Source organism: Citromicrobium bathyomarinum (genome assembly GCA_001306305.2).
Taxonomy (GTDB): Bacteria; Pseudomonadota; Alphaproteobacteria; order Sphingomonadales; family Sphingomonadaceae; genus Alteriqipengyuania; species Alteriqipengyuania bathyomarina.
The window spans coordinates 3,150,915-3,168,764 of record CP155577.1; the positions used below are offsets into that span (position 1 = coordinate 3,150,915).

Below are 17,850 nucleotides of genomic sequence, written 5' to 3' on the forward strand. Positions count from 1 at the left end.
CGTATCGCCGCAGAATCTGCAACCTTCTGGAACGAGCCCCTGCCGCAGGATTTGGACAGGAGTACCCCCAAACGAAAGATTACCCCCAATGACCCAGATTACGACCATCAACCCCGCGACCGGCGAGCAGATCGACAGCTATACGCACCTCTCGAAGGACGAAGCCTTCGCCAAGGTCGATGCCTGCCACGAGGCGTTCGAAGACTGGAAACTGCGCAGCCTCGAAGAGCGCGCCGAAGTCCTCAAGGGCCTCGGCAAGGCACTGCGTGACAACAAGGAAGAGCTCGCCCAGCTGATGACCGCCGAAGTCGGCAAGCTGATCAGCGCGAGCCGCGACGAGGTGGAGCTGTGCGCCGCGATCTGCGACTACACCGCCGCCAACGGCCCCAAGGAACTGGCCGACGAGCCGCGCGACCCGAACAATGCCGGGCGTGGCATCGTAACCTACTCGCCCATCGGCGTGGTCTACGGCATCCAGCCGTGGAACTTCCCCGCCTATCAGGTGATCCGCTACGCAATCGCCAACCTGATGACCGGCAATGGCGTGCTGCTGAAGCACGCGGCCAACTGCACCGGCAGCGGGCTCAAGATCGCGGAGATCTTCGCCAAGGGCGGTCTGCCCGAAAACCTGTTCACCGTGCTGGTGGTCGACCATGATACGTCGGACGAGCTGATCGCCTACGACAAGGTGCGCGGTATCACGCTCACCGGGTCGGACGGCGCGGGCCAGCACATCGCGGAAGAAGCGGGCAAGGCGCTGAAGAAGACCGTGCTCGAGCTTGGCTCCAACGACGCCTACATGGTGCTGGAGGATGCCGACATCGACAAGGCAGTCGGCATCTGCGCCACCGCGCGCCTCTACAACAACGGCCAGACCTGCATCGCGGGCAAGCGCTTCATCGTGACCGAGAAGGTCTACGACGAATTCGTCGAGAAATACGTCGCCAGGTTCGAAGCGATCAAGACGGGCGACCCGCTTGCGGACGATACCGACATGGGCCCGATGGCCCGCGAGGATCTGCGCAAGACCCTGCAGGAACAGGTCGACAAGTCGGTCGAGAAGGGCGCAAAGATCGCCTGCGGCGGCGCGATTCCAGAAGGCCCCGGCGCCTTCTACCCCGCCACCGTGTTGACCGACGTAGCCCCCGGCCAGCCTGCCTATGACGACGAGCTGTTCGGCCCCGTCGCCAGCGTCATCAAGGCGAAGGACGACGAGGATGCGATGCGCATCGCCAACGACAGCCGCTATGGCCTTGGCGGCGGGATCATCTCCAAGAACGTCGACCGCGCGATCGAGCTTGCCAGCAAGCATTTCGACACCGGCATGGTGTTCATCAACACCTTCGGCCTTGCCGATCCCTCGATGCCGTTCGGCGGGGTGAAGAACTCCGGCTACGGGCGCGAGCATGGCGGCTTCGGGGTGAAGGAATTCGCCAACGCAAAGGCGATCTTCGTCGGCGCTGAATAAGCGCCAACCAACCGCACTCGTGCACCGCGCGCGAGCTTGTGATCGGCCATGCGAGACGGTAGCGTTTCGCATGGCCGAAACTTTTGAAAGCACCAAGCCGCGTGGTCGCCCCCGCAGCGAGCAATCGCGCGAGGCAATCCTTATTGCAGCGCTCAAGATTCTTGTCCGCGATGGCTATCAAAAGCTGACCATCGAAGGTGTCGCGCGCGAGGCGGGTACGGGCAAGAGCACGATCTATCGCTGGTGGGACGGGCGCAGCGATCTCGCGATCGACGTGTTCTTTTCCGCGGTCGACGAAACGCTCGACCTGCAAGACACCGGCTCTGCCGAGGCCGATTTCCGCGCGCAAATATTGGGCATGGCGAACCAGCTTCGCGGGCCCACGGGCCGCGCGTTTGCGGCAATGCTCGCCGGTGGGCGCGACAGCCCGGCGGTGGCCAGCGCGGTGCGCAAGCGCTGGCTCGACCCGCGCCGCGACTGGGCGCGCAGGCGGATCGCGTGGGCGGCGAAGGCGGGGCAGCTGCACGATGGGGTGGAGCCGCGCGCCGCGCTCGCCCTGCTCTACTCGCCGCTTTATTCGCCGCTGCTGTTCGGCAACGACATTCCGGCGCAAAAGGATTTGGCAGCCTGCGTCGATCTTGCCGCGCAGGCGATCTTCAGGCGCTAGCGCAACCTGCCGAGCTGTTCGTGGAAGGCAGCCGGATCGTCGAGCTTGAAGGCCACCTTGTCGACCAGCCGCTCCCGCCCCAGCGGACCCGACACCCGCATGGGCTCGTGCAGATGGAACACGATGTCCGGCCAGGCGAGCAGCGCCGCGTTGAGCGTGGTTTTCGCCTTCACCTCCGCGGCATCCGAAGGCCCGCGCACTTCGGCGATCCGGTCGAATGGCACCAGCACATCGATCAGAAGCCCTGCACGCACCCGGACGCCCTTGTCCGTGAGCAGAACGGGACGCAGCCTAAGGCTCTTCAAGAGGGCGACGATCCACAGCACGCCCCAGACGCTGAGCGCCAGCAGCACCCACGCGACCGTCGGGCTCCACAGCATCACCAGCAGGTGGACCACCGAAAGTTCGATCATCTGCAGGGTCAGGAGCACCCAGAGCATCGGCGCGAGATAGCGATGGTAGGCAAAGCCGGTGGCACCCTCGGGCACATCGGCGGGCTTGCGCCAGCTCAGCAGCGCAAGATGGAGCACGCGCGCTTCGGCCAGCGCCAGCGCGACCAGCGGGCGCGGCAGGATCTGCGCCAGCGCGTCCTCCATCGAGCCGCCCCCGCGCCGCACTTGCCATGCCTTCCGCCCCGACCAGCCGAGGTAAGCGAAGATCGTAAGCCCCAGCGCCAGCGGGACGGCAGGCACGCCCATGATGGCATCGCGCACCGGCCCGCGGGGGCCGATCAGCAGCACAAGACTGGCTAGGGCGAAGGCTCCCAACAGCGCTTTCGCACCGGGCCGACGCGCTTCGTGTTTCGCGATCGTGCCCAGCGCGAGCGCATCCGCCACGATCCAGCACAGCAAGATGGCAGCAAGCCCGGGACTGGCCGCCGCCCAGCCGCTTGCGGCGAGCGATAACGCGGCGGCGATCGCGAAAGGCGGCGCGAGTGTCGCCAGGGTTCTGCGCGACAGCACGGTGTCGAAGGCGGACATGCCCGTTCAATAGGGCGAGAGGCCCCGCACCGGCAATCGAAAACGGGCCGAGGCGTCATGCCCCGGCCCGCTTCATGGCTGGTGGTCAGAAGGCTTTCTGCCAGCCGACCGTCAGCATCCAGTCACCCGCCATCTGCGGGCCGTTGAGGTTCTGGTATACCGGCAAGCCCAGTTCGATCCCCAGCCGGTGCCCCGCCAGCGCGCCGTGCGGCGCGACGAGGTTGACGCCGCCGATCAGATCGACCCGGTCGCCACCCTGAAAATCCGGGTTGGCAGTCTGGACAGGCCCCATGATCGCAGGATCGATTCCCTGAATGCGCCCCGTCGTGCGCGCCTTTACGCGGCCCGAGAAGCTGATCCACTGCGCAGGGCGGTAGCTGAGCCAGGCGGTCGCCTCGTAACTATCGCCGAAGGCATAGCCCCACTTGTTCTCGTCGATCCTGATCGAGGCCGCAGCCTGCGCACCGAAGCCGATCGCGCCGCGACGGCCCTTGTAAGTAAGCGCGGGTTCCAGATCGAAGGTGCCGGTCCCCGCCTGCATCGCATAGGGCACGCGCATGGTCGGCGTGTCGCCCATCGGGGTGAGGATCTGCGCGGTCTCGTCGGTCGATCCGGTCGGCAGGCTGACGCCGGCTTTCAGGGTCAGTTCGTCGGTGTCGATCGCGCCCTTCGGTGGCAGGCCAAGCAGCGGAACCAGCGCAGCGATCTTGGTATCGCCGAACGCCTTGTGGTTGGTCTGGAATGTGCCGCGCACATTGGTGCCCATCCCGCCCATATAGGTGGTGAGGTCCATCTCCTTCTCGACGTAATTGCCCATCACCATCAGCGTGACTACGTCCGACGGGGCATACATCGCGCCCAGCATGTACATGTCGCTGCGCATCGCGGTGGGAACGATCCGCAGGGTCGGTGGCTGGCCGGGCATCCCGGCGAAGCGGTTGGGCACGGTGGTGACGATGGTGTCGGGCGAAACCTCGTCGGTTCCGATCTGGTTGCCGTCCATCTCCATGTGCATCGCGCGGAAGGAGAGCATGAACTCGCCCTTCCTGTGGGCATGATCGCCCATCACGCCGATCGGCGCATGATCGTCGGCGTAGGAGCCATCCGCATAGGCAGGCGAGGCGAGGAGCGCGGCGCACAGCGCGCCCGCCCCCAAAGAAGCATATTTCATAGTTCGATTGTCCTGATTGTCTGGATGCGTGTCGCCGCACCGCGAGCGCGGCGGGCGCGTGACCAATCAGGCGTGCGGCGGGCCCGTGGATGGCGGCAGCCCGCGCGGGAAAATCCCTGTCAGCGGATGCGCGACCGGCATCTCGTCGAGCTGGGGGAGGTTCGGTTGCAGGATCGCGAAGCCGAGTGTCGGCACATCCGCAACCGCGCCCACTGCGTAATCGCACGGCGAATCCTTCGCCATGCCGTGATCGTCGTGATCCGATCCCGCCGCATCCTTGCCGTGAGCCATCGACTCCATCTCGGCATGCATCGCAGGCTCAGGCGACGGATCGGGCGCCTTCACCTTGGGGCAGATCATCAGGATGATGCCGCCATCATCGGCGCGCGCGGGCATATAGCCTGCGGGGGCAGACAGCACGCCAAGCACGGCGAAAACGGCAAGGATCAGACGAAGCGGGACCACGACGCGGTGCCGCCTAGTGCAAATCGTGCGGCACGCAAGCCTGCGTGAAGAGCAGGCCTAGCCCTCGCGCTCCCGCTTCAGCAGCTCTTCCTTGATCGCGGTGCCATAGGCGTAGCCGCCGATTCCGCCGTCGCTGCGGATCACCCGGTGGCAGGGGATCAGGACCGCGACATTGTTGGCCCCGTTGGCGCTGCCCGCCGCACGCACCGCCTTCGGATTGCCCGCCGCCGCCGCGATCTCGGAATAGCTACGCGTCTCGCCCGGCGGGATTTCGCGCAAGGCCTTCCAGCATGCCTCCTGAAAGGCGGTGCCTGCGACGTCGAGCGGGATGTCCTGCGCGATTCCCGGACGCTCGACCGCAGCGATCACCCGTTCGAGCAAGCCTGAGAATTCAGCGCCCCCCTCGGCCAGCTCCGCCTGCGGGAAGCGGGCGCGCAGATCTTCCTCCCCTTCGTTGAACGAGAGGCGGCATACGCCCTTGTCGGTCGCCGCGACGAGCATTGCGCCCAGCGTGGTCTCGACCACCGCCCAGCGGATCGTCACGCCGCGCCCGCCATTCCTCCATGCGCTCGCGCTCATGCCCAGTTTCCCTTCCATCGCGGCGTAGAAGCGGCTCGGTGCCTCGTAGCCCGCATCATAGATCGCATCGGTCACCCGCGCGGCTCCGCTCAAGGCGTCTCGCGCGCGTTCTTCCTTCAGCGCGCGCGCATAGGCGGCAGGCGAGAGGCCGGTGGCGCGCTTGAACACGCGGCTGAAATGCGTCGGCGAATAGCCGGTGATCGCGCCCAACTCGTTCAGAGTCGCGCTCTCCCCGCTGCGGATCGAATCGATCGCGGCGCGCACCGCCGCTTCGTCTCGCGATACGTCGTCGGGCATGCAGCGCTTGCAAGGCCTCAGGCCAGCCGCACGCGCCTGCGCTCCGTCGACGAAAAAGCGCACGTTGGATCGCGCAGGGTGGCGCGCGGCGCAGCTGGGGCGGCAATAGATGCCGGTGGAGAGCACGCCGGTGACGAACTGCCCGTCATACGCCCGGTCGCGCCGCATCACGGCGGCCCAGCGCATATCGTCGTCGGCATCGCAGGGGGCGGGTCGGGTCGTCATGGTGAAAGGCCTATACACAATGCGCAGGCGAGGCATCCCGAAGCTTGCGGCCAAACCCGCGCGCGGTCAAAAGAGCGCCGATGACGCGAATCCTGATCCTGCTCGCCCTGTTGATCGCGCCGCTCGCGATGCCCGCGCCCGCTCATGCGGAGCCTGCGGATATCGATGCCGCCGCGCGCGGCGTGGTGCGGATCGTGATCTTCGCCAAGGGGACCGACAGCCAGGGCGGGGAATCGCTCTATCCGCTCAGCCACGGGACCGGCTTTGCCGTCTCTCCGCAGCGGATCGTCACCAATGCCCACGTCGTGCGCGAGGCGCTGGCGGGCGGAACGCTGGGTGAGGACCGGGTGATCGGCATCGTCCCGCCCGATGGCGATGCCTCCGCCTTTGCACGCGTGGTTGCGGTCGATCCGGGGACCGATCTGGCCCTGCTCGCGATCGAGGGATCGCTGCGCCTGCCGCCGCTAACGCTGGTTGGCGGCCGACCGGGGGCAAGCGGCGATGCGGTGACATCGGTCGGCTATCCGATGAATGTCGACCGCGCGCAGGGGCTGTCGATCGAAGACATCGTCCGCTCGCAACCGCCGGTGAAGAGCCGCGGCTTCATTTCGGGGGAGCGGCCCAGCCGCCAGTTCGACACGATCCTGCACACCGCGCCGATCGCGCGCGGCAATTCGGGCGGCCCGCTGCTCGATACCTGCGGGCGGGTGCTGGGGGTCAATTCCTTCGGCGCGGAAAGCGACGGGACCGATGCCGAGTTCTACTTCGCGGTCTCCAATCGCGAGCTGATCCCGTTCCTGCGCGCGAACAAGGTCTCTGCCCAGCTCAACGACCTGCCCTGCCGCAGCCTGGCCGAGATCGACGAGGCGGAGCGCGAACGGCGCGCTGCCGCAGCCGACGCGGCGCGCGCGCAGATGGAAGCCCGCTCCGAAGCGGCGAGCGAGCGGCGCTCGCGCCTCCAGCTCGAAGCCGCACTGGCAGTGCAGGAAGAGCGCGAAGACCGCATTGCGCTGGCGCTGCTCGCACTGCTCGCCGGGATCGGGCTCGGCGTACTCGGCTATGCGCTCGCCCAGCGGCGCGAGAAGGAGCTTGCCGCCGGCGTGGCGGTGACCGAGGACGAGGCTGAGGATGATCCCGAGTGGGACGACGACGCGCGCACCACCCTGCCCCACTGGATTCCCTACGCCTGCTACGCGGTGGCGGCGGTGCTCGTCTTGACCGCAGCGGCGCTCTATCTGACGCGGCCCGGGCTCGATGCGATCGACCGGCGGGTCGCCGCCGCGCTGGGCGAGGAGACGGGCAGCAACCAGGTCTCCAATGATTCGGCGGCAGCGACCGCAGGCCATTTCGTGTGCACGCTGGAGCCCTCGCGCAGCCGGGTGACCGGAGATGCCGAGCGTTCGGTCGATCTGCGCTGGTCGGCGGAAGGCTGCGTCAACGGGCGCACGCAATACGGCTTTGCCAGCGGCCATTGGGCCCGCGTGTTCGTGCCCAATGAAGAAGACGTCGTCAGCGTCGCCCGGTACGATCCGCAAACGCGGACCTATCGCGCCGACCGTTACCTGCTGTCGCGCAACGCGATGGCCGCCGCGCGCGAGGCGCGGAGCTCCTACGCAGCGCCTTCGTGCGAGGCACAGGATGGTGCGGCTCAGCTGGGCCGCCAGCAGGAGGCGGTGCTCTCCGCCTTGCCCAGCCAGCCCAACGAGCGGCTGGTCTATTCCTGCCAGCCGGCAGACTAGGCCGCCAGCGCTTCGCCGGTCAGGGTGATGCGATGCATCGTGCGCGCATGGCCCTGATAGTCGTTCATCGCCATGTGCCAGGTGGTCCGGTTGTCCCAGATCGCGACCGAGCCCGGCTGCCACTCCACCCGTGCGGTGTTGTCTGCCGAAAGGGCGGTGGCGAACAGGCGCTGGAGCAGCGGCATGCTTTCTTCCCGCGTGCGCCCGACAATGTGGGTGGTGAAAGCCGCGTTGACGTAGAGCAGCTTGCGCCCCGTCTGCGGGTGACGGATCGCCACCGGGTGCCTCGCCCCGGTGGTCATCTGCTGACCGCGCAGCGATTCGGCCATGTCGGTCTGCGCGTAATAGCCGTCCGGGCTATAGACGTGGTCGGCGCTGTGGAACGCCTCCAGCCCCTCGATCTCGGTTTTCAGATCGTCCGACAGCGCGTCGTAGGCCGCGCCCATATGCGCGAACAGCGTATCCCCGCCTGTGGGGGGCAGCTCGCGCGCGACCAGGATGGAGCCCATCGCCGGGATCTGGTCGTAGGAATGGTCGGTATGCCAGCCGCCGCCGATATTGGTCGTTTGGTCCGCGCGCTTGCCGACCACTGCGATCTCCGGAAAGGCATCGGTCAGCGGGAAGTAATTGTTGATGTCGATCCCGCCCCACGCCCGCGCGAAGGCGATGTGTTCCTGCGGCCCGAAATCCTGATCGCGAAACAGAGCCACGCCGTGTTCCCACACGGCCGTGCGGATCTCGTCCAGCAGCGCGGCGTCACCGGTCGCCTCGGCCAGTTGCACTCCGCGAATTTCCACCCCGCAATGCGGGGCCAGCGCCGTCATCTGCATGATCACCTCCCGATGCCATCTCTCCCGCGCCCGCGCCTTTGTGTACGGGTCGCGCGGCGCAGCCTACGCCTGCCGCACACCTTTGGGCAAACGAATCCGCTCCCCCTCGGCTTGCGCTTCTCAAACCCCAATGCTAGGCGCGCGCCAGCTTCGCCGGGGTGCCCAACCCTATCCATTGGACGCGCCCCGCTAAGGCAGGCTACACACTCGTTTCTTTCCGGACCCGAAGAGGACCCCCAGGCGTGGAGATTTCCGCCGGTATTCAGGCTAGCCTTGCAGGGCGTTACGCAGTCGCGCTGTTCGAGCTCGCTGCCGAAGATGGCGTGGTGAGCGCGGTCGAATCCGATCTCGAGACGCTTTCCGCCGCACTGGCGGAATCGTCGGAGCTCGCTTCGCTGATCACCAACCCCCAGCTCGGCCGCACCGCCAAGGCAGGCGCGATCGAACAGGTCGCCAAGCTGCTCGAGCTCAACACGCTGACGCGCCGCTTCCTCGGCGTGCTGGCGGAGAATCGCCGGCTGGCGGAACTTCCGCGCATGATTCGCGCCTTCCGCGACATCGCCGCCGCCCAGCGCGGCGAAGTGAGCGCGGACGTGATCAGCGCGCACCCGCTGACCGAAGACCAGCTCTCCACGCTGAAGGCGAAGCTGACCGCGCGCGAAGGCCGCACGGTCAAGCTGACCAGCAGCGTCGACCCCGATATGCTCGGTGGCCTCATCGTCACCATCGGCTCCAAGCGGATCGACGGATCGATCCGCACCCGTCTCAACGCGCTTACGCAGGCAATGAAAGGCTGACAGCGACCTCCTTCGGGAGGGCTGTCGATGAAAGGCTCAGGCAATGGATATTCGCGCCGCTGAAATCAGCAAGGTCATCAAGGACCAGATCGCAAACTTCGATTCGCAAGCGCAGGAAAGCGAAGTCGGCACCGTGCTTTCCGTCGGTGACGGGATCGCCCGCATCCACGGGCTGGACAAGGTCCAGGCCGGCGAAATGGTCGAGTTCAACGGCGGCGTGAAGGGCATGGCCCTGAACCTCGAAGCCGACAATGTCGGCGTCGTGATCTTCGGCTCGGACACCAACATCAAGGAAGGCGACACCGTTCGCCGGACCGAAACCATCGTCGACGTGCCCGTGGGCAAGGCCCTGCTGGGCCGCGTGGTCGACGCGCTGGGCAACCCGATCGACGGCAAGGGCCCGATCGCCACGACCGAGCGTCGCCTGGTCGAACAGAAGGCCCCGGGCATCATCCCGCGCCAGGGCGTGCACGAGCCGGTGCAGTCGGGCCTCAAGGCGATCGACGCCCTCGTCCCCGTCGGCCGCGGCCAGCGCGAGCTGATCATCGGCGACCGTCAGACCGGCAAGTCCGCCGTCGCGATCGATACCTTCATCAACCAGCGCGATGCGCACAAGGGCGATGACGAGAACGAGAAGCTGTACTGCATCTACGTCGCGGTCGGCCAGAAGCGCTCGACCGTCGCGCAGATCGTCAAGCAGCTCGAAGAAAACGGCGCGATGGAATACACCATCGTGGTCGCCGCGACCGCATCGGAGCCCGCTCCGCTGCAGTATCTCGCGCCCTATACCGGCGCCGCGATGGGCGAATTCTTCCGCGACAACGGCATGCACGCCGTGATCGTGTATGACGACCTTTCCAAGCAGGCCGTTGCCTACCGCCAGATGTCGCTGCTGCTGCGCCGTCCTCCGGGCCGCGAAGCCTATCCGGGCGACGTGTTCTACCTCCACAGCCGCCTGCTCGAGCGTGCGGCGAAGATGAGCGACGAACAGGGCGCCGGTTCGCTGACCGCGCTGCCGATCATCGAAACGCAGGCGGGCGACGTCTCGGCCTACATCCCGACCAACGTGATCTCGATCACCGACGGCCAGATCTTCCTCGAAACCGACCTGTTCTTCCAGGGCATCCGCCCGGCGATCAACGTCGGCCTGTCGGTCAGCCGCGTGGGCGGTGCCGCACAGACCAAGGCGATGAAGAAGGTCGCGGGCTCGATCAAGCTGGAGCTGGCGCAGTACCGCGAAATGGCGGCCTTCGCGCAGTTCGGTTCGGACCTCGACGCCTCCACGCAGAAGCTGCTCAACCGCGGTGCGCGCCTGACCGAGCTGCTCAAGCAGCCGCAGTTCAGCCCCATGCCGTTCGAAGAGCAGACCGTGTCGATCTTCGCGGGCACCAACGGCTATCTCGACTCCGTCGCGACCGACCGGGTGACCGAATACGAAACGCAGATGCTCAGCTTCATGCGCCACGAACATGCGGACATCCTCAAGGACATCCGCGAAACCAAGAAGTTCGAAGGCGAGATCAAGGACCGCACGGTGGCCGCGCTCGACGCGTTCGCCAAGCAGTTCGCCTGAAGCCCAGCGAGATAGGGAGCCACGATGGCTAACCTCAAAGAACTCAAGGGCCGGATCAAGTCGGTCAGGTCGACGCAGAAGATCACCAAGGCCAAGCAGATGGTTGCGGCGGCCAAGCTGCGCCGTGCGCAGGAGGCTGCCGAAGAGGCACGCCCCTACGCCGAGCGGCTGAATGCGGTGATGGCCAGTCTGGCAGCCAAGGTGGGCGATACTGCATCGGCCCCCAAGCTGCTGACCGGCACCGGGAGCGACCAGCGCCACCTGCTGGTGGTGGTCAACACCGACAAGGGCCTGTGCGGCGGCCTCAACGCCAACATCGTCAAGGAAGCGCTGCGCAAGGCCGCCGCGCTCCGTGAAGCTGGCAAGACGGTCGAATTCTATCTCGTCGGCAAGAAGGGCCGCGCCCCGATCAAGCGGGCCAATGCCAGCGCGATCGCCAAGCACTTCGATACCTCCGACGTGCGCACCCCCGGCTTCAACGAGGCCGAAGCGATCGCGAACGAGCTGCTCGAGATGTTCGAGGAAGGCGCGTTCGACGTCGCGCACCTGATCTATCCGATCTTCAAGTCCGCGCTGGCGCAGAACCCGACCGTGCAGCAGCTGATCCCGGTCCCCGCCCCCGAAGCGGGCGACGTGCCCAAGGCGGATGCAGTGGTCGAATACGAGCCGGGCGAAGAGGAAATCCTCGAAGCCCTGCTGCCGCGCTATGTCCGCACCCAGCTGTTCGCCGCGCTGCTCGAACGCGAGGCGTCGGAACAGGGCGCATCGATGACCGCGATGGACAACGCGACTCGCAATGCGGGCGACCTGATCAAGAACCTCAACATCGAGTACAACCGCCAGCGTCAGGCTGCGATCACCACCGAGCTGATCGAAATCATCGCAGGCGCGGAGGCACTGTAATGCTGGGCCGTTCCATCATCCTCGCATCGCTGTTTGCGCTCGCCGCCTGCGCCGAGCCGGTGGATGGTGACGCCACCACCGATACGGCCGACATCGAGGCCGCGCCGGTGGTCGAGCAGAGCCCGGCCGCGCCCGAACCGGTCGGCGCCACCGCCGAGCTGGAAGCGGACGAAAACGTGCCCTCGCTCGCCGAGGTGCAGGTCGCGCTGCAGCAGTGCGTCAAGGATCGCAAGGTTCTGGACGCGCAGTGCGAGGCGACCGGCGAAGGCACGGAATTCACCTGTACCTATTCGCTCGACGGCGACACGCCCGAAACCGAACGCGAGGCCATGATCGCCGCCGATGGCGCGAGCTATGTCCTCATCGATATTCCCGAAGACTGCCAGCAGCTGTAAACCGCTAGGATAAACACAATGGCCACCGCCGCAAAAACCACCACCAAGCCCAACCTTACCGGTAACGGCACGATCGCGCAGGTGATCGGTGCCGTCGTCGACGTGCACTTCGAAGGCGAACTGCCCGCGATCCTGACCGCGCTGGAAACCAAGAACGGCGATTCGACGCTGGTTCTGGAGGTCGCGCAGCACCTGGGTGAAAACACCGTGCGGACCATCGCGATGGACGGCACCGACGGCCTGACCCGCGGGCAGGAAGTCACCAATACCGGCGCACAGATCTCCGTGCCGGTCGGCCCCAAGACGCTGGGCCGGATCATGAACGTGATCGGCGAAGCGATCGACGAGCGTGGCCCGATCGGTGCGGAAAAGACCGCCCCGATCCACGCCGAAGCCCCCGAGTTCGTCGACCAGTCGACCGAATCGAGCATTCTGGTCACCGGCATCAAGGTCATCGACCTGCTCGCCCCTTACGCGAAGGGCGGCAAGATCGGCCTTTTCGGCGGCGCAGGCGTGGGCAAGACCGTGCTGATCCAGGAACTGATCAACAACATCGCGAAGGGCCACGGCGGCGTGTCCGTGTTCGCGGGCGTGGGTGAACGTACCCGCGAAGGTAACGACCTGTACCACGAATTCCTCGACGCGGGCGTCATCGCGAAGGATGCCGAGGGCAACGCGACCAGCGAAGGTTCGAAGGTTGCGCTCGTCTTCGGCCAGATGAACGAGCCTCCCGGTGCGCGTGCCCGCGTGGCTCTGTCGGGCCTGACCATGGCCGAATATTTCCGCGATGAAGAAGGCCAGGACGTGCTGTTCTTCGTCGACAACATCTTCCGCTTCACGCAGGCCGGTTCGGAAGTGTCCGCACTGCTGGGCCGTATCCCGTCGGCCGTGGGCTACCAGCCCACTCTGGCGACCGACATGGGCAACCTGCAGGAACGCATTACCTCGACCAACAAGGGTTCGATCACGTCGGTGCAGGCCATCTACGTGCCGGCCGACGACCTTACCGACCCTGCGCCGGCCACCTCGTTCGCCCACCTCGACGCGACGACCACGCTGAACCGCGCGATTTCGGAGCTGGGCATCTACCCGGCGGTCGACCCGCTCGACTCCACCAGCCGCGTTCTCGAACCGCGCGTCGTGGGCGAAGAGCACTACGAGACTGCCCGTAAGGTCCAGGAAACGCTGCAGAAGTACAAGTCGCTGCAGGACATCATCGCGATTCTGGGCATGGACGAGCTCTCCGAAGAGGATAAGCTGACCGTCGCCCGCGCGCGCAAGATCCAGCGCTTCCTCAGCCAGCCGTTCCACGTCGCCGAGGTGTTCACCAACATCCCGGGCCAGTTCGTGCAGCTCGAAGACACCGTGAAGAGCTTCAAGGCGGTGGTCGACGGCGAATACGACCACCTGCCGGAAGCCGCCTTCTACATGGTCGGCGGGATCGATCAGGCGGTCGAAAAGGCCAAGAAGATGGCCGAGGACGCGTAAGCGACCATGGCTGATGGGCAGCAGGTTAGCGCGCCGACCGGCGTCGACCTGCTGCTCCGCCGGCTGTTGCAGCTCGGCATTGCGGACTTCCTGCTGATCTCCGCCTTCGACATCCACCGCTGGCGGCGCGACAACTGGCAGGAATTCGACGAAATGTTCCGGATCGCGGCGCGGATGGTGTTCGATCAGCCCGCGCAGCCGGTCTGGCTCTATGCCTTCGCCTTCCCGTTCGTCGCGATCAATTTCGGCTGCATGGTGCAGTGGCTGCGCGGGAAGCGCGCGCCGATCATGTTGCCGCTGTTCGTGATCAGCGCGATCGCCATCGCCGCAATGCCGCTGGCCGCGTGGCAGATGGTCGTCTACCGGATGATCTGGCCCGACATCCTGAGTTTTATCGGCTATATGATCGGCGGCGGAATAGCGATTATCATCGGGCTGCGGCTCGACAGCACATCACAGGCCGCGGCAACCCTGCGGCCCGACACGGAGACCTGAAGATTATGCCCCTCCACTTCGAACTGGTGACCCCCGCCCGCCACGTGCGCAGCGACGACGTGCACATGGTCGTCGTGCCCGGGACCGAGGGTGAATTCGGCGTGCTGGAAGGCCACGCGCCCTTCATGTCGACGATTCGCGACGGCGCGCTGCAGATCTTCAAGACCGCCGGTGCCAGCCCCGAAACGATCGAAGTGCGCGGCGGCTTCGCCGAAGTGGGCGAGAACGGGCTGACCATCCTCGCCGAGCACGTCGAAGGCTGATTTCTTTGCAGGGGTCTGTGCCCCTATAAAGCTCTTACCATGTTCGTGTCCCCCCGCCTTGCGCGCTTTGCGCGGATCGCGCTGCTGGTCGTGGCGGTGTGTGCCTTCGTGCTCGCAATCCTGCCGACCGCGCCGGGGCCGGAACGGATGAACGACAAGGTGAACCACGCCTTCGCCTTCTTCGTCCTCGCCACACTCGCCCGTGCGGGTTGGCCCAGAGCGTCAGGCGTGCGCATATTCGTACTGCTGACCGCGTTCGGCGGGCTGATCGAGATCGCCCAAGGGCTCGACTGGATCGGCCGGGATGCCGACATTTACGATCTGATCGCGGACATGGTCGGGATCGTGATCGGCCTGGTCACCGCACGGCTGGTGTTGCGCTTTGCGCCGGAAGTCACCGAAGACCATCGCTAGCGCGTCGGCGCGTGGAAATCGGGCGGCTTGTCCGCGATCCAGCCGACGAACTTCGCCACCGCCGGATTTTCCCTCAGCCGCTCCGGATCGTTGCCGATCCGGGCCAGCTGCGCATTGGTGAAATTGGCGTGGATCGTGCGGTGGCAGATCGGGTGGACCGGCACGGTGCCCCGCCCCTTCTTTGCCTTGGGCACCGGATGATGCCATTGCAGCCGGGTCGCGATGGGCCGCCCGCACAGCCAGCAGGCGAGCGACCCGCCCTTTTCGTTAGTCGAGGCCGTAATAGATATCCTGGCTGACTCCGCCATACTCTTCGCCCGCCATCACATCGACCGACACCACGTCCGCCGTGCACTGCCGGTCGGCCAGATTCTCGTCGCCGCGCACGACCCACACCCCGTCGGTAAACTCGGGCTTGTTGCCCTCTTCATCGAAGCCTGTGCGAATGGTGCGGCTGTAAACGATGTAACGCACGCCCCCATTGGCGAACTGGATCTGCGATTCGCCGCCCCCCGAATAGGCCGTATTGGCAAAGCGCCCCCCGTCGAGCACGATCTCCGCCTTGCCGGGGCTGCCGAAGCGGTATTGTGCGGTCTTCTGGCCCTGCGCGTTGGTGACGCCGCACACCGCGATCCGCTTCTTGCCCGCAGTGCAGGAGAACAGCTCCTGCTCGTCGGATGCGCAGGCGACCTTCGTCACCGCAGCAGCCTTCTCATCGGATGCACTGTCGGCTTGCGCAGCGCCCTCGTCCGCCCCGGAGGCCTCGTCCGCAGCCTTCGCGGGAGCTTCGGTGGCGTCATCCGCGCTCGCCCCGCTGGTTTCCGCCGTGGCATCGCCACAGGCCGCCAGCGCGAGCGCGCCGCAGCCGACCAGAATCATTCGCTTCACTTGGCTTCCCCCCGCTTCTTCTTCTTCATCGTATCGTGGAAACGATCCGCCCAGCCCGGTTTGATCGACTGCTCGGCCCGCTCCATCCGCAGTTCGCCCGGCGCGACATCGTGCGTCACGGTGCTGCCCGCCGCGACGATCGCATCCGCGCCGATGGTGACCGGGGCGACCAGCGCGGAGTTGGAGCCGATGAAGGCCCGCTCGCCGATCACGGTCTTGTACTTGAAGTAGCCGTCGTAATTGCAGGTGATCGTGCCCGCGCCGATATTCGCGCCCGCACCTATTTCCGCATCGCCGAGATAGGTCAGGTGGCTCGCCTTGGCACCCTGGCCCAGCGTCGACTTCTTCATCTCGACGAAATTGCCGACGAAGGCGTCCTTTTCGAGCACCGCGCCGGGCCGCAGGCGGGCGTAGGGTCCGACCTGCGCGCCTTCGCCCACGGTGGCCCCCTCCAGATGGCTGAACGCCTTGATATGCGCGCCATCCGCCACCCGCACGCCCGGGCCGAACACCACATTGGGGTCGATCGTCACATCGCGGCCGATCTGCGTGTCATAACTGAAAAACACGGTTTCGGGCGCGCGCAGCGTGGCCCCGTTCGCCATCGCTTCCTCGCGCTTCAGCTCCTGCCATTGCGCTTCGGCGCGGGCGAGCTCGGCGCGGCTGTTGATGCCGGCGACCTCGCCCGGATCGCTCGCGGTCACTGCCGCGCAGGTATCGCCATCGGCGATCGCGATGTTGACGATGTCGGGCAGGTAATACTCGCCCTGCGCATTGTCGTTGCCCACCCGGCGCAGCAGAGCGAACATGTCCTGCGCACGTGCCGCCATCAGGCCCGAATTGCACAAGGTGCACGCGCGCTCCGCCTCGCTCGCGTCCTTGAACTCGACCATCTTGGAAATACGTCCCCCGTCGTCGGCGATCACGCGGCCATAGGCGAGCGCGTCTTCCGGTTCGAAGCCCAGCACCACCACCTTGGGCGCATCCTCGGCATGCAGCCGGTCGAGCATCGCACGCATGGTCTCGCCGCGAACGAAGGGCACGTCGCCATAGAGCACCAGCACATCGCCGGTGAAATCGCCCAGCGGCTCTTCCGCCTGCTGTACCGCGTGGCCCGTGCCCAGCTGCGGCTCCTGCACGCGCGTTTCGGCGTCGTCGCCCAACGCGGCCTCCAGCTGATCGCGGCCCGCGCCGACCACCACGACCTTGCGCTTGGGCCCCAGCGTGTCGATCGAGGCCATCAGGTGATGCAGCATCGCCCGCCCCGCAATCGGGTGGAGCACCTTGTGCAGGTCGGACTTCATGCGGGTGCCCTTGCCCGCGGCGAGAATGATGGCTGCGAAATCTGTCATATGCGGGGCTGTGCCACCATCGGCTTGCAGATTGAAGAAGGTTTCGCCACGCAGGCCCGCATGAGCGATTTTCCCTTTGACGCGATAGGCCTCGATCTCGACGGCACGCTGCTCGACACCAAGGCAGACCTTGCCGCGGCGGTAAACCACGCGCTGGCAGATGGCGGCTACCAGCAGGTACCAGCCCAACAGGTCGAGGGTTTGATCGGCGGCGGCGCAAAGGTGATGCTCGCCCGCGCGATCGAAGCCCAGGGCGGCAGCATGGCGGAGGAAGACTTCCGCCCGCTCTACAAGACGCTGCTGCGGTATTACTCGCAGCACAACGCGGTCCACACGCAGCCCTTCCCCGGCGTGATCGAGACGCTGGACGAGCTGGCGGCGATGGATGTGAAGCTGGCGGTGGTGACCAACAAGTTCGAAGGCTTCGCTGCCGAGATCCTCGAGCAACTGGGCCTGACCGAGCGCTTCGTGACGCTGATCGGCGGGGACAGTCTGGGCAAGGATGCGGACGGCAATTTCCGCGCCAAGCCCGCCGCCGATCCCGTCCTCACCGCGATGGAGCGGTGCGGGTCGCGGCACCTGGCCTTCGTCGGCGACAGTACCTACGACGTGATGGCTGCGCGCGCGGCAGGCGTGCCGGTGGTCGCGGCAGGCTACGGCTATTGCGACAAGCCCGCGCGCGATCTGGGCGCGGACGCAGTAATCGATAGCTTCGACGCGCTGATCCCTGCGCTTCGCGGGCTCGCCTGATGCGGGCGCGCAATCGACAAACAGACAGCCGCTTCCGTCGAGCGACATTGGCAAGTCCCGCCCCGCGCGGGACAAGTGCCTCACATTTCACTCACTTTCATCCGTTCCAGG

At 66.1% G+C, this 17,850-nt stretch carries 20 protein-coding genes; 12 read left to right on the plus strand and 8 right to left on the minus strand.

Translation table 11 applies throughout. The annotated features are described in order from the left end of the window. Positions 1–88: 88 nt before the first annotated feature. A complete protein-coding gene (locus VO57_015970; protein ID XBL69610.1) occupies positions 89–1,468 on the plus strand; it encodes an NAD-dependent succinate-semialdehyde dehydrogenase in 1,380 nt (459 codons plus the stop codon). 70 nt (positions 1,469–1,538) lie between these two features. Beyond that, positions 1,539–2,135 (plus strand): TetR/AcrR family transcriptional regulator, encoded by a 597-nt coding sequence (locus VO57_015975; protein ID XBL69611.1) that lies wholly within the window; start codon positions 1,539–1,541, stop codon positions 2,133–2,135. Here the strand turns inward: VO57_015975 and VO57_015980 are convergent. From VO57_015980 to VO57_015995, 4 genes are all read right to left on the minus strand, one after another. After that, positions 2,132–3,115: a hypothetical protein gene (locus tag VO57_015980; GenBank protein ID XBL69612.1), complete on the minus strand. Its 984-nt coding sequence runs from the start codon at positions 3,113–3,115 to the stop codon at positions 2,132–2,134. The two genes, VO57_015975 and VO57_015980, sit on opposite strands and share 4 nt — an antisense overlap. 85 nt (positions 3,116–3,200) lie before the next feature. Next, positions 3,201–4,286, minus strand: a complete 1,086-nt coding sequence (locus VO57_015985; protein XBL69613.1) for a transporter — start codon at positions 4,284–4,286, stop codon at positions 3,201–3,203. 66 nt (positions 4,287–4,352) lie between these two features. Continuing rightward, positions 4,353–4,751, minus strand: a complete 399-nt coding sequence (locus VO57_015990; GenBank protein XBL69614.1) for a hypothetical protein — start codon at positions 4,749–4,751, stop codon at positions 4,353–4,355. Positions 4,752–4,808: 57 nt separating this feature from the next. Next, positions 4,809–5,852: a methylated-DNA--[protein]-cysteine S-methyltransferase gene (locus VO57_015995; protein ID XBL69615.1), complete on the minus strand. Its 1,044-nt coding sequence runs from the start codon at positions 5,850–5,852 to the stop codon at positions 4,809–4,811. Between the two features lie 80 nt (positions 5,853–5,932). Here VO57_015995 and VO57_016000 point away from each other — a divergent pair, with 80 nt between their 5' ends. After that, positions 5,933–7,591, plus strand: coding sequence for a trypsin-like peptidase domain-containing protein (locus VO57_016000; protein XBL69616.1), 1,659 nt, complete (start codon positions 5,933–5,935; stop codon positions 7,589–7,591). Here VO57_016000 and VO57_016005 read toward each other — a convergent pair. Further along, a complete protein-coding gene (locus VO57_016005; protein ID XBL69617.1) occupies positions 7,588–8,421 on the minus strand; it encodes a TauD/TfdA family dioxygenase in 834 nt (277 codons plus the stop codon). The two genes, VO57_016000 and VO57_016005, sit on opposite strands and share 4 nt — an antisense overlap. A 242-nt stretch (positions 8,422–8,663) precedes the next feature. Between VO57_016005 and VO57_016010 the strand changes: the two genes are divergently transcribed. Genes VO57_016010 through VO57_016045 form a run of 8 tightly spaced genes read left to right on the plus strand, consistent with a single transcriptional unit; the run spans position 8,664 to position 14,749 of the window. After that, positions 8,664–9,218 carry a F0F1 ATP synthase subunit delta gene (locus VO57_016010; protein XBL69618.1) on the plus strand — a complete coding sequence of 185 codons (555 nt, stop codon included), beginning with the start codon at positions 8,664–8,666 and terminating at the stop codon, positions 9,216–9,218. 43 nt (positions 9,219–9,261) lie between these two features. Next, positions 9,262–10,791 carry a F0F1 ATP synthase subunit alpha gene (gene atpA, locus VO57_016015; GenBank protein ID XBL69619.1) on the plus strand — a complete coding sequence of 510 codons (1,530 nt, stop codon included), beginning with the start codon at positions 9,262–9,264 and terminating at the stop codon, positions 10,789–10,791. 24 nt (positions 10,792–10,815) lie between these two features. Then, positions 10,816–11,694 (plus strand): F0F1 ATP synthase subunit gamma, encoded by an 879-nt coding sequence (locus VO57_016020; GenBank protein XBL69620.1) that lies wholly within the window; start codon positions 10,816–10,818, stop codon positions 11,692–11,694. Beyond that, positions 11,694–12,089 carry a hypothetical protein gene (locus VO57_016025; GenBank protein ID XBL69621.1) on the plus strand — a complete coding sequence of 132 codons (396 nt, stop codon included), beginning with the start codon at positions 11,694–11,696 and terminating at the stop codon, positions 12,087–12,089. Before VO57_016020 ends, VO57_016025 begins: the two co-directional genes overlap by 1 nt. 18 nt (positions 12,090–12,107) lie before the next feature. Then, positions 12,108–13,577: a F0F1 ATP synthase subunit beta gene (gene atpD / locus VO57_016030; GenBank protein ID XBL69622.1), complete on the plus strand. Its 1,470-nt coding sequence runs from the start codon at positions 12,108–12,110 to the stop codon at positions 13,575–13,577. Between the two features lie 6 nt (positions 13,578–13,583). Beyond that, entirely contained in the window at positions 13,584–14,072 is a 489-nt protein-coding gene (locus tag VO57_016035) for a hypothetical protein (GenBank protein ID XBL69623.1), read from the plus strand. A 5-nt stretch (positions 14,073–14,077) separates the two neighbouring features. Beyond that, a complete protein-coding gene (locus tag VO57_016040) occupies positions 14,078–14,335 on the plus strand; it encodes an ATP synthase F1 subunit epsilon (GenBank protein ID XBL69624.1) in 258 nt (85 codons plus the stop codon). 39 nt (positions 14,336–14,374) lie between these two features. Beyond that, complete coding sequence (locus VO57_016045; GenBank protein ID XBL69625.1) at positions 14,375–14,749, plus strand: VanZ family protein; 375 nt, start codon at positions 14,375–14,377, stop codon at positions 14,747–14,749. On the opposite strand, the gene VO57_016050 is transcribed toward VO57_016045, so the two are convergent. Genes VO57_016050 through glmU form a run of 3 tightly spaced genes read right to left on the minus strand, consistent with a single transcriptional unit; the run spans position 14,746 to position 16,989 of the window. After that, positions 14,746–15,057, minus strand: coding sequence for an HNH endonuclease (locus VO57_016050; GenBank protein ID XBL69626.1), 312 nt, complete (start codon positions 15,055–15,057; stop codon positions 14,746–14,748). The genes VO57_016045 and VO57_016050 overlap by 4 nt on opposite strands. Continuing rightward, positions 15,017–15,628, minus strand: a complete 612-nt coding sequence (locus VO57_016055) for a hypothetical protein (protein ID XBL71359.1) — start codon at positions 15,626–15,628, stop codon at positions 15,017–15,019. Before VO57_016055 ends, VO57_016050 begins: the two co-directional genes overlap by 41 nt. 5 nt (positions 15,629–15,633) lie before the next feature. Beyond that, positions 15,634–16,989 (minus strand): bifunctional UDP-N-acetylglucosamine diphosphorylase/glucosamine-1-phosphate N-acetyltransferase GlmU, encoded by a 1,356-nt coding sequence (glmU, locus tag VO57_016060; protein XBL69627.1) that lies wholly within the window; start codon positions 16,987–16,989, stop codon positions 15,634–15,636. A 60-nt stretch (positions 16,990–17,049) separates the two neighbouring features. On the opposite strand from glmU, the gene VO57_016065 reads away from it, so the two are divergent. Then, a complete protein-coding gene (locus tag VO57_016065; GenBank protein XBL69628.1) occupies positions 17,050–17,739 on the plus strand; it encodes an HAD-IA family hydrolase in 690 nt (229 codons plus the stop codon). Positions 17,740–17,850: the final 111 nt, after the last annotated feature.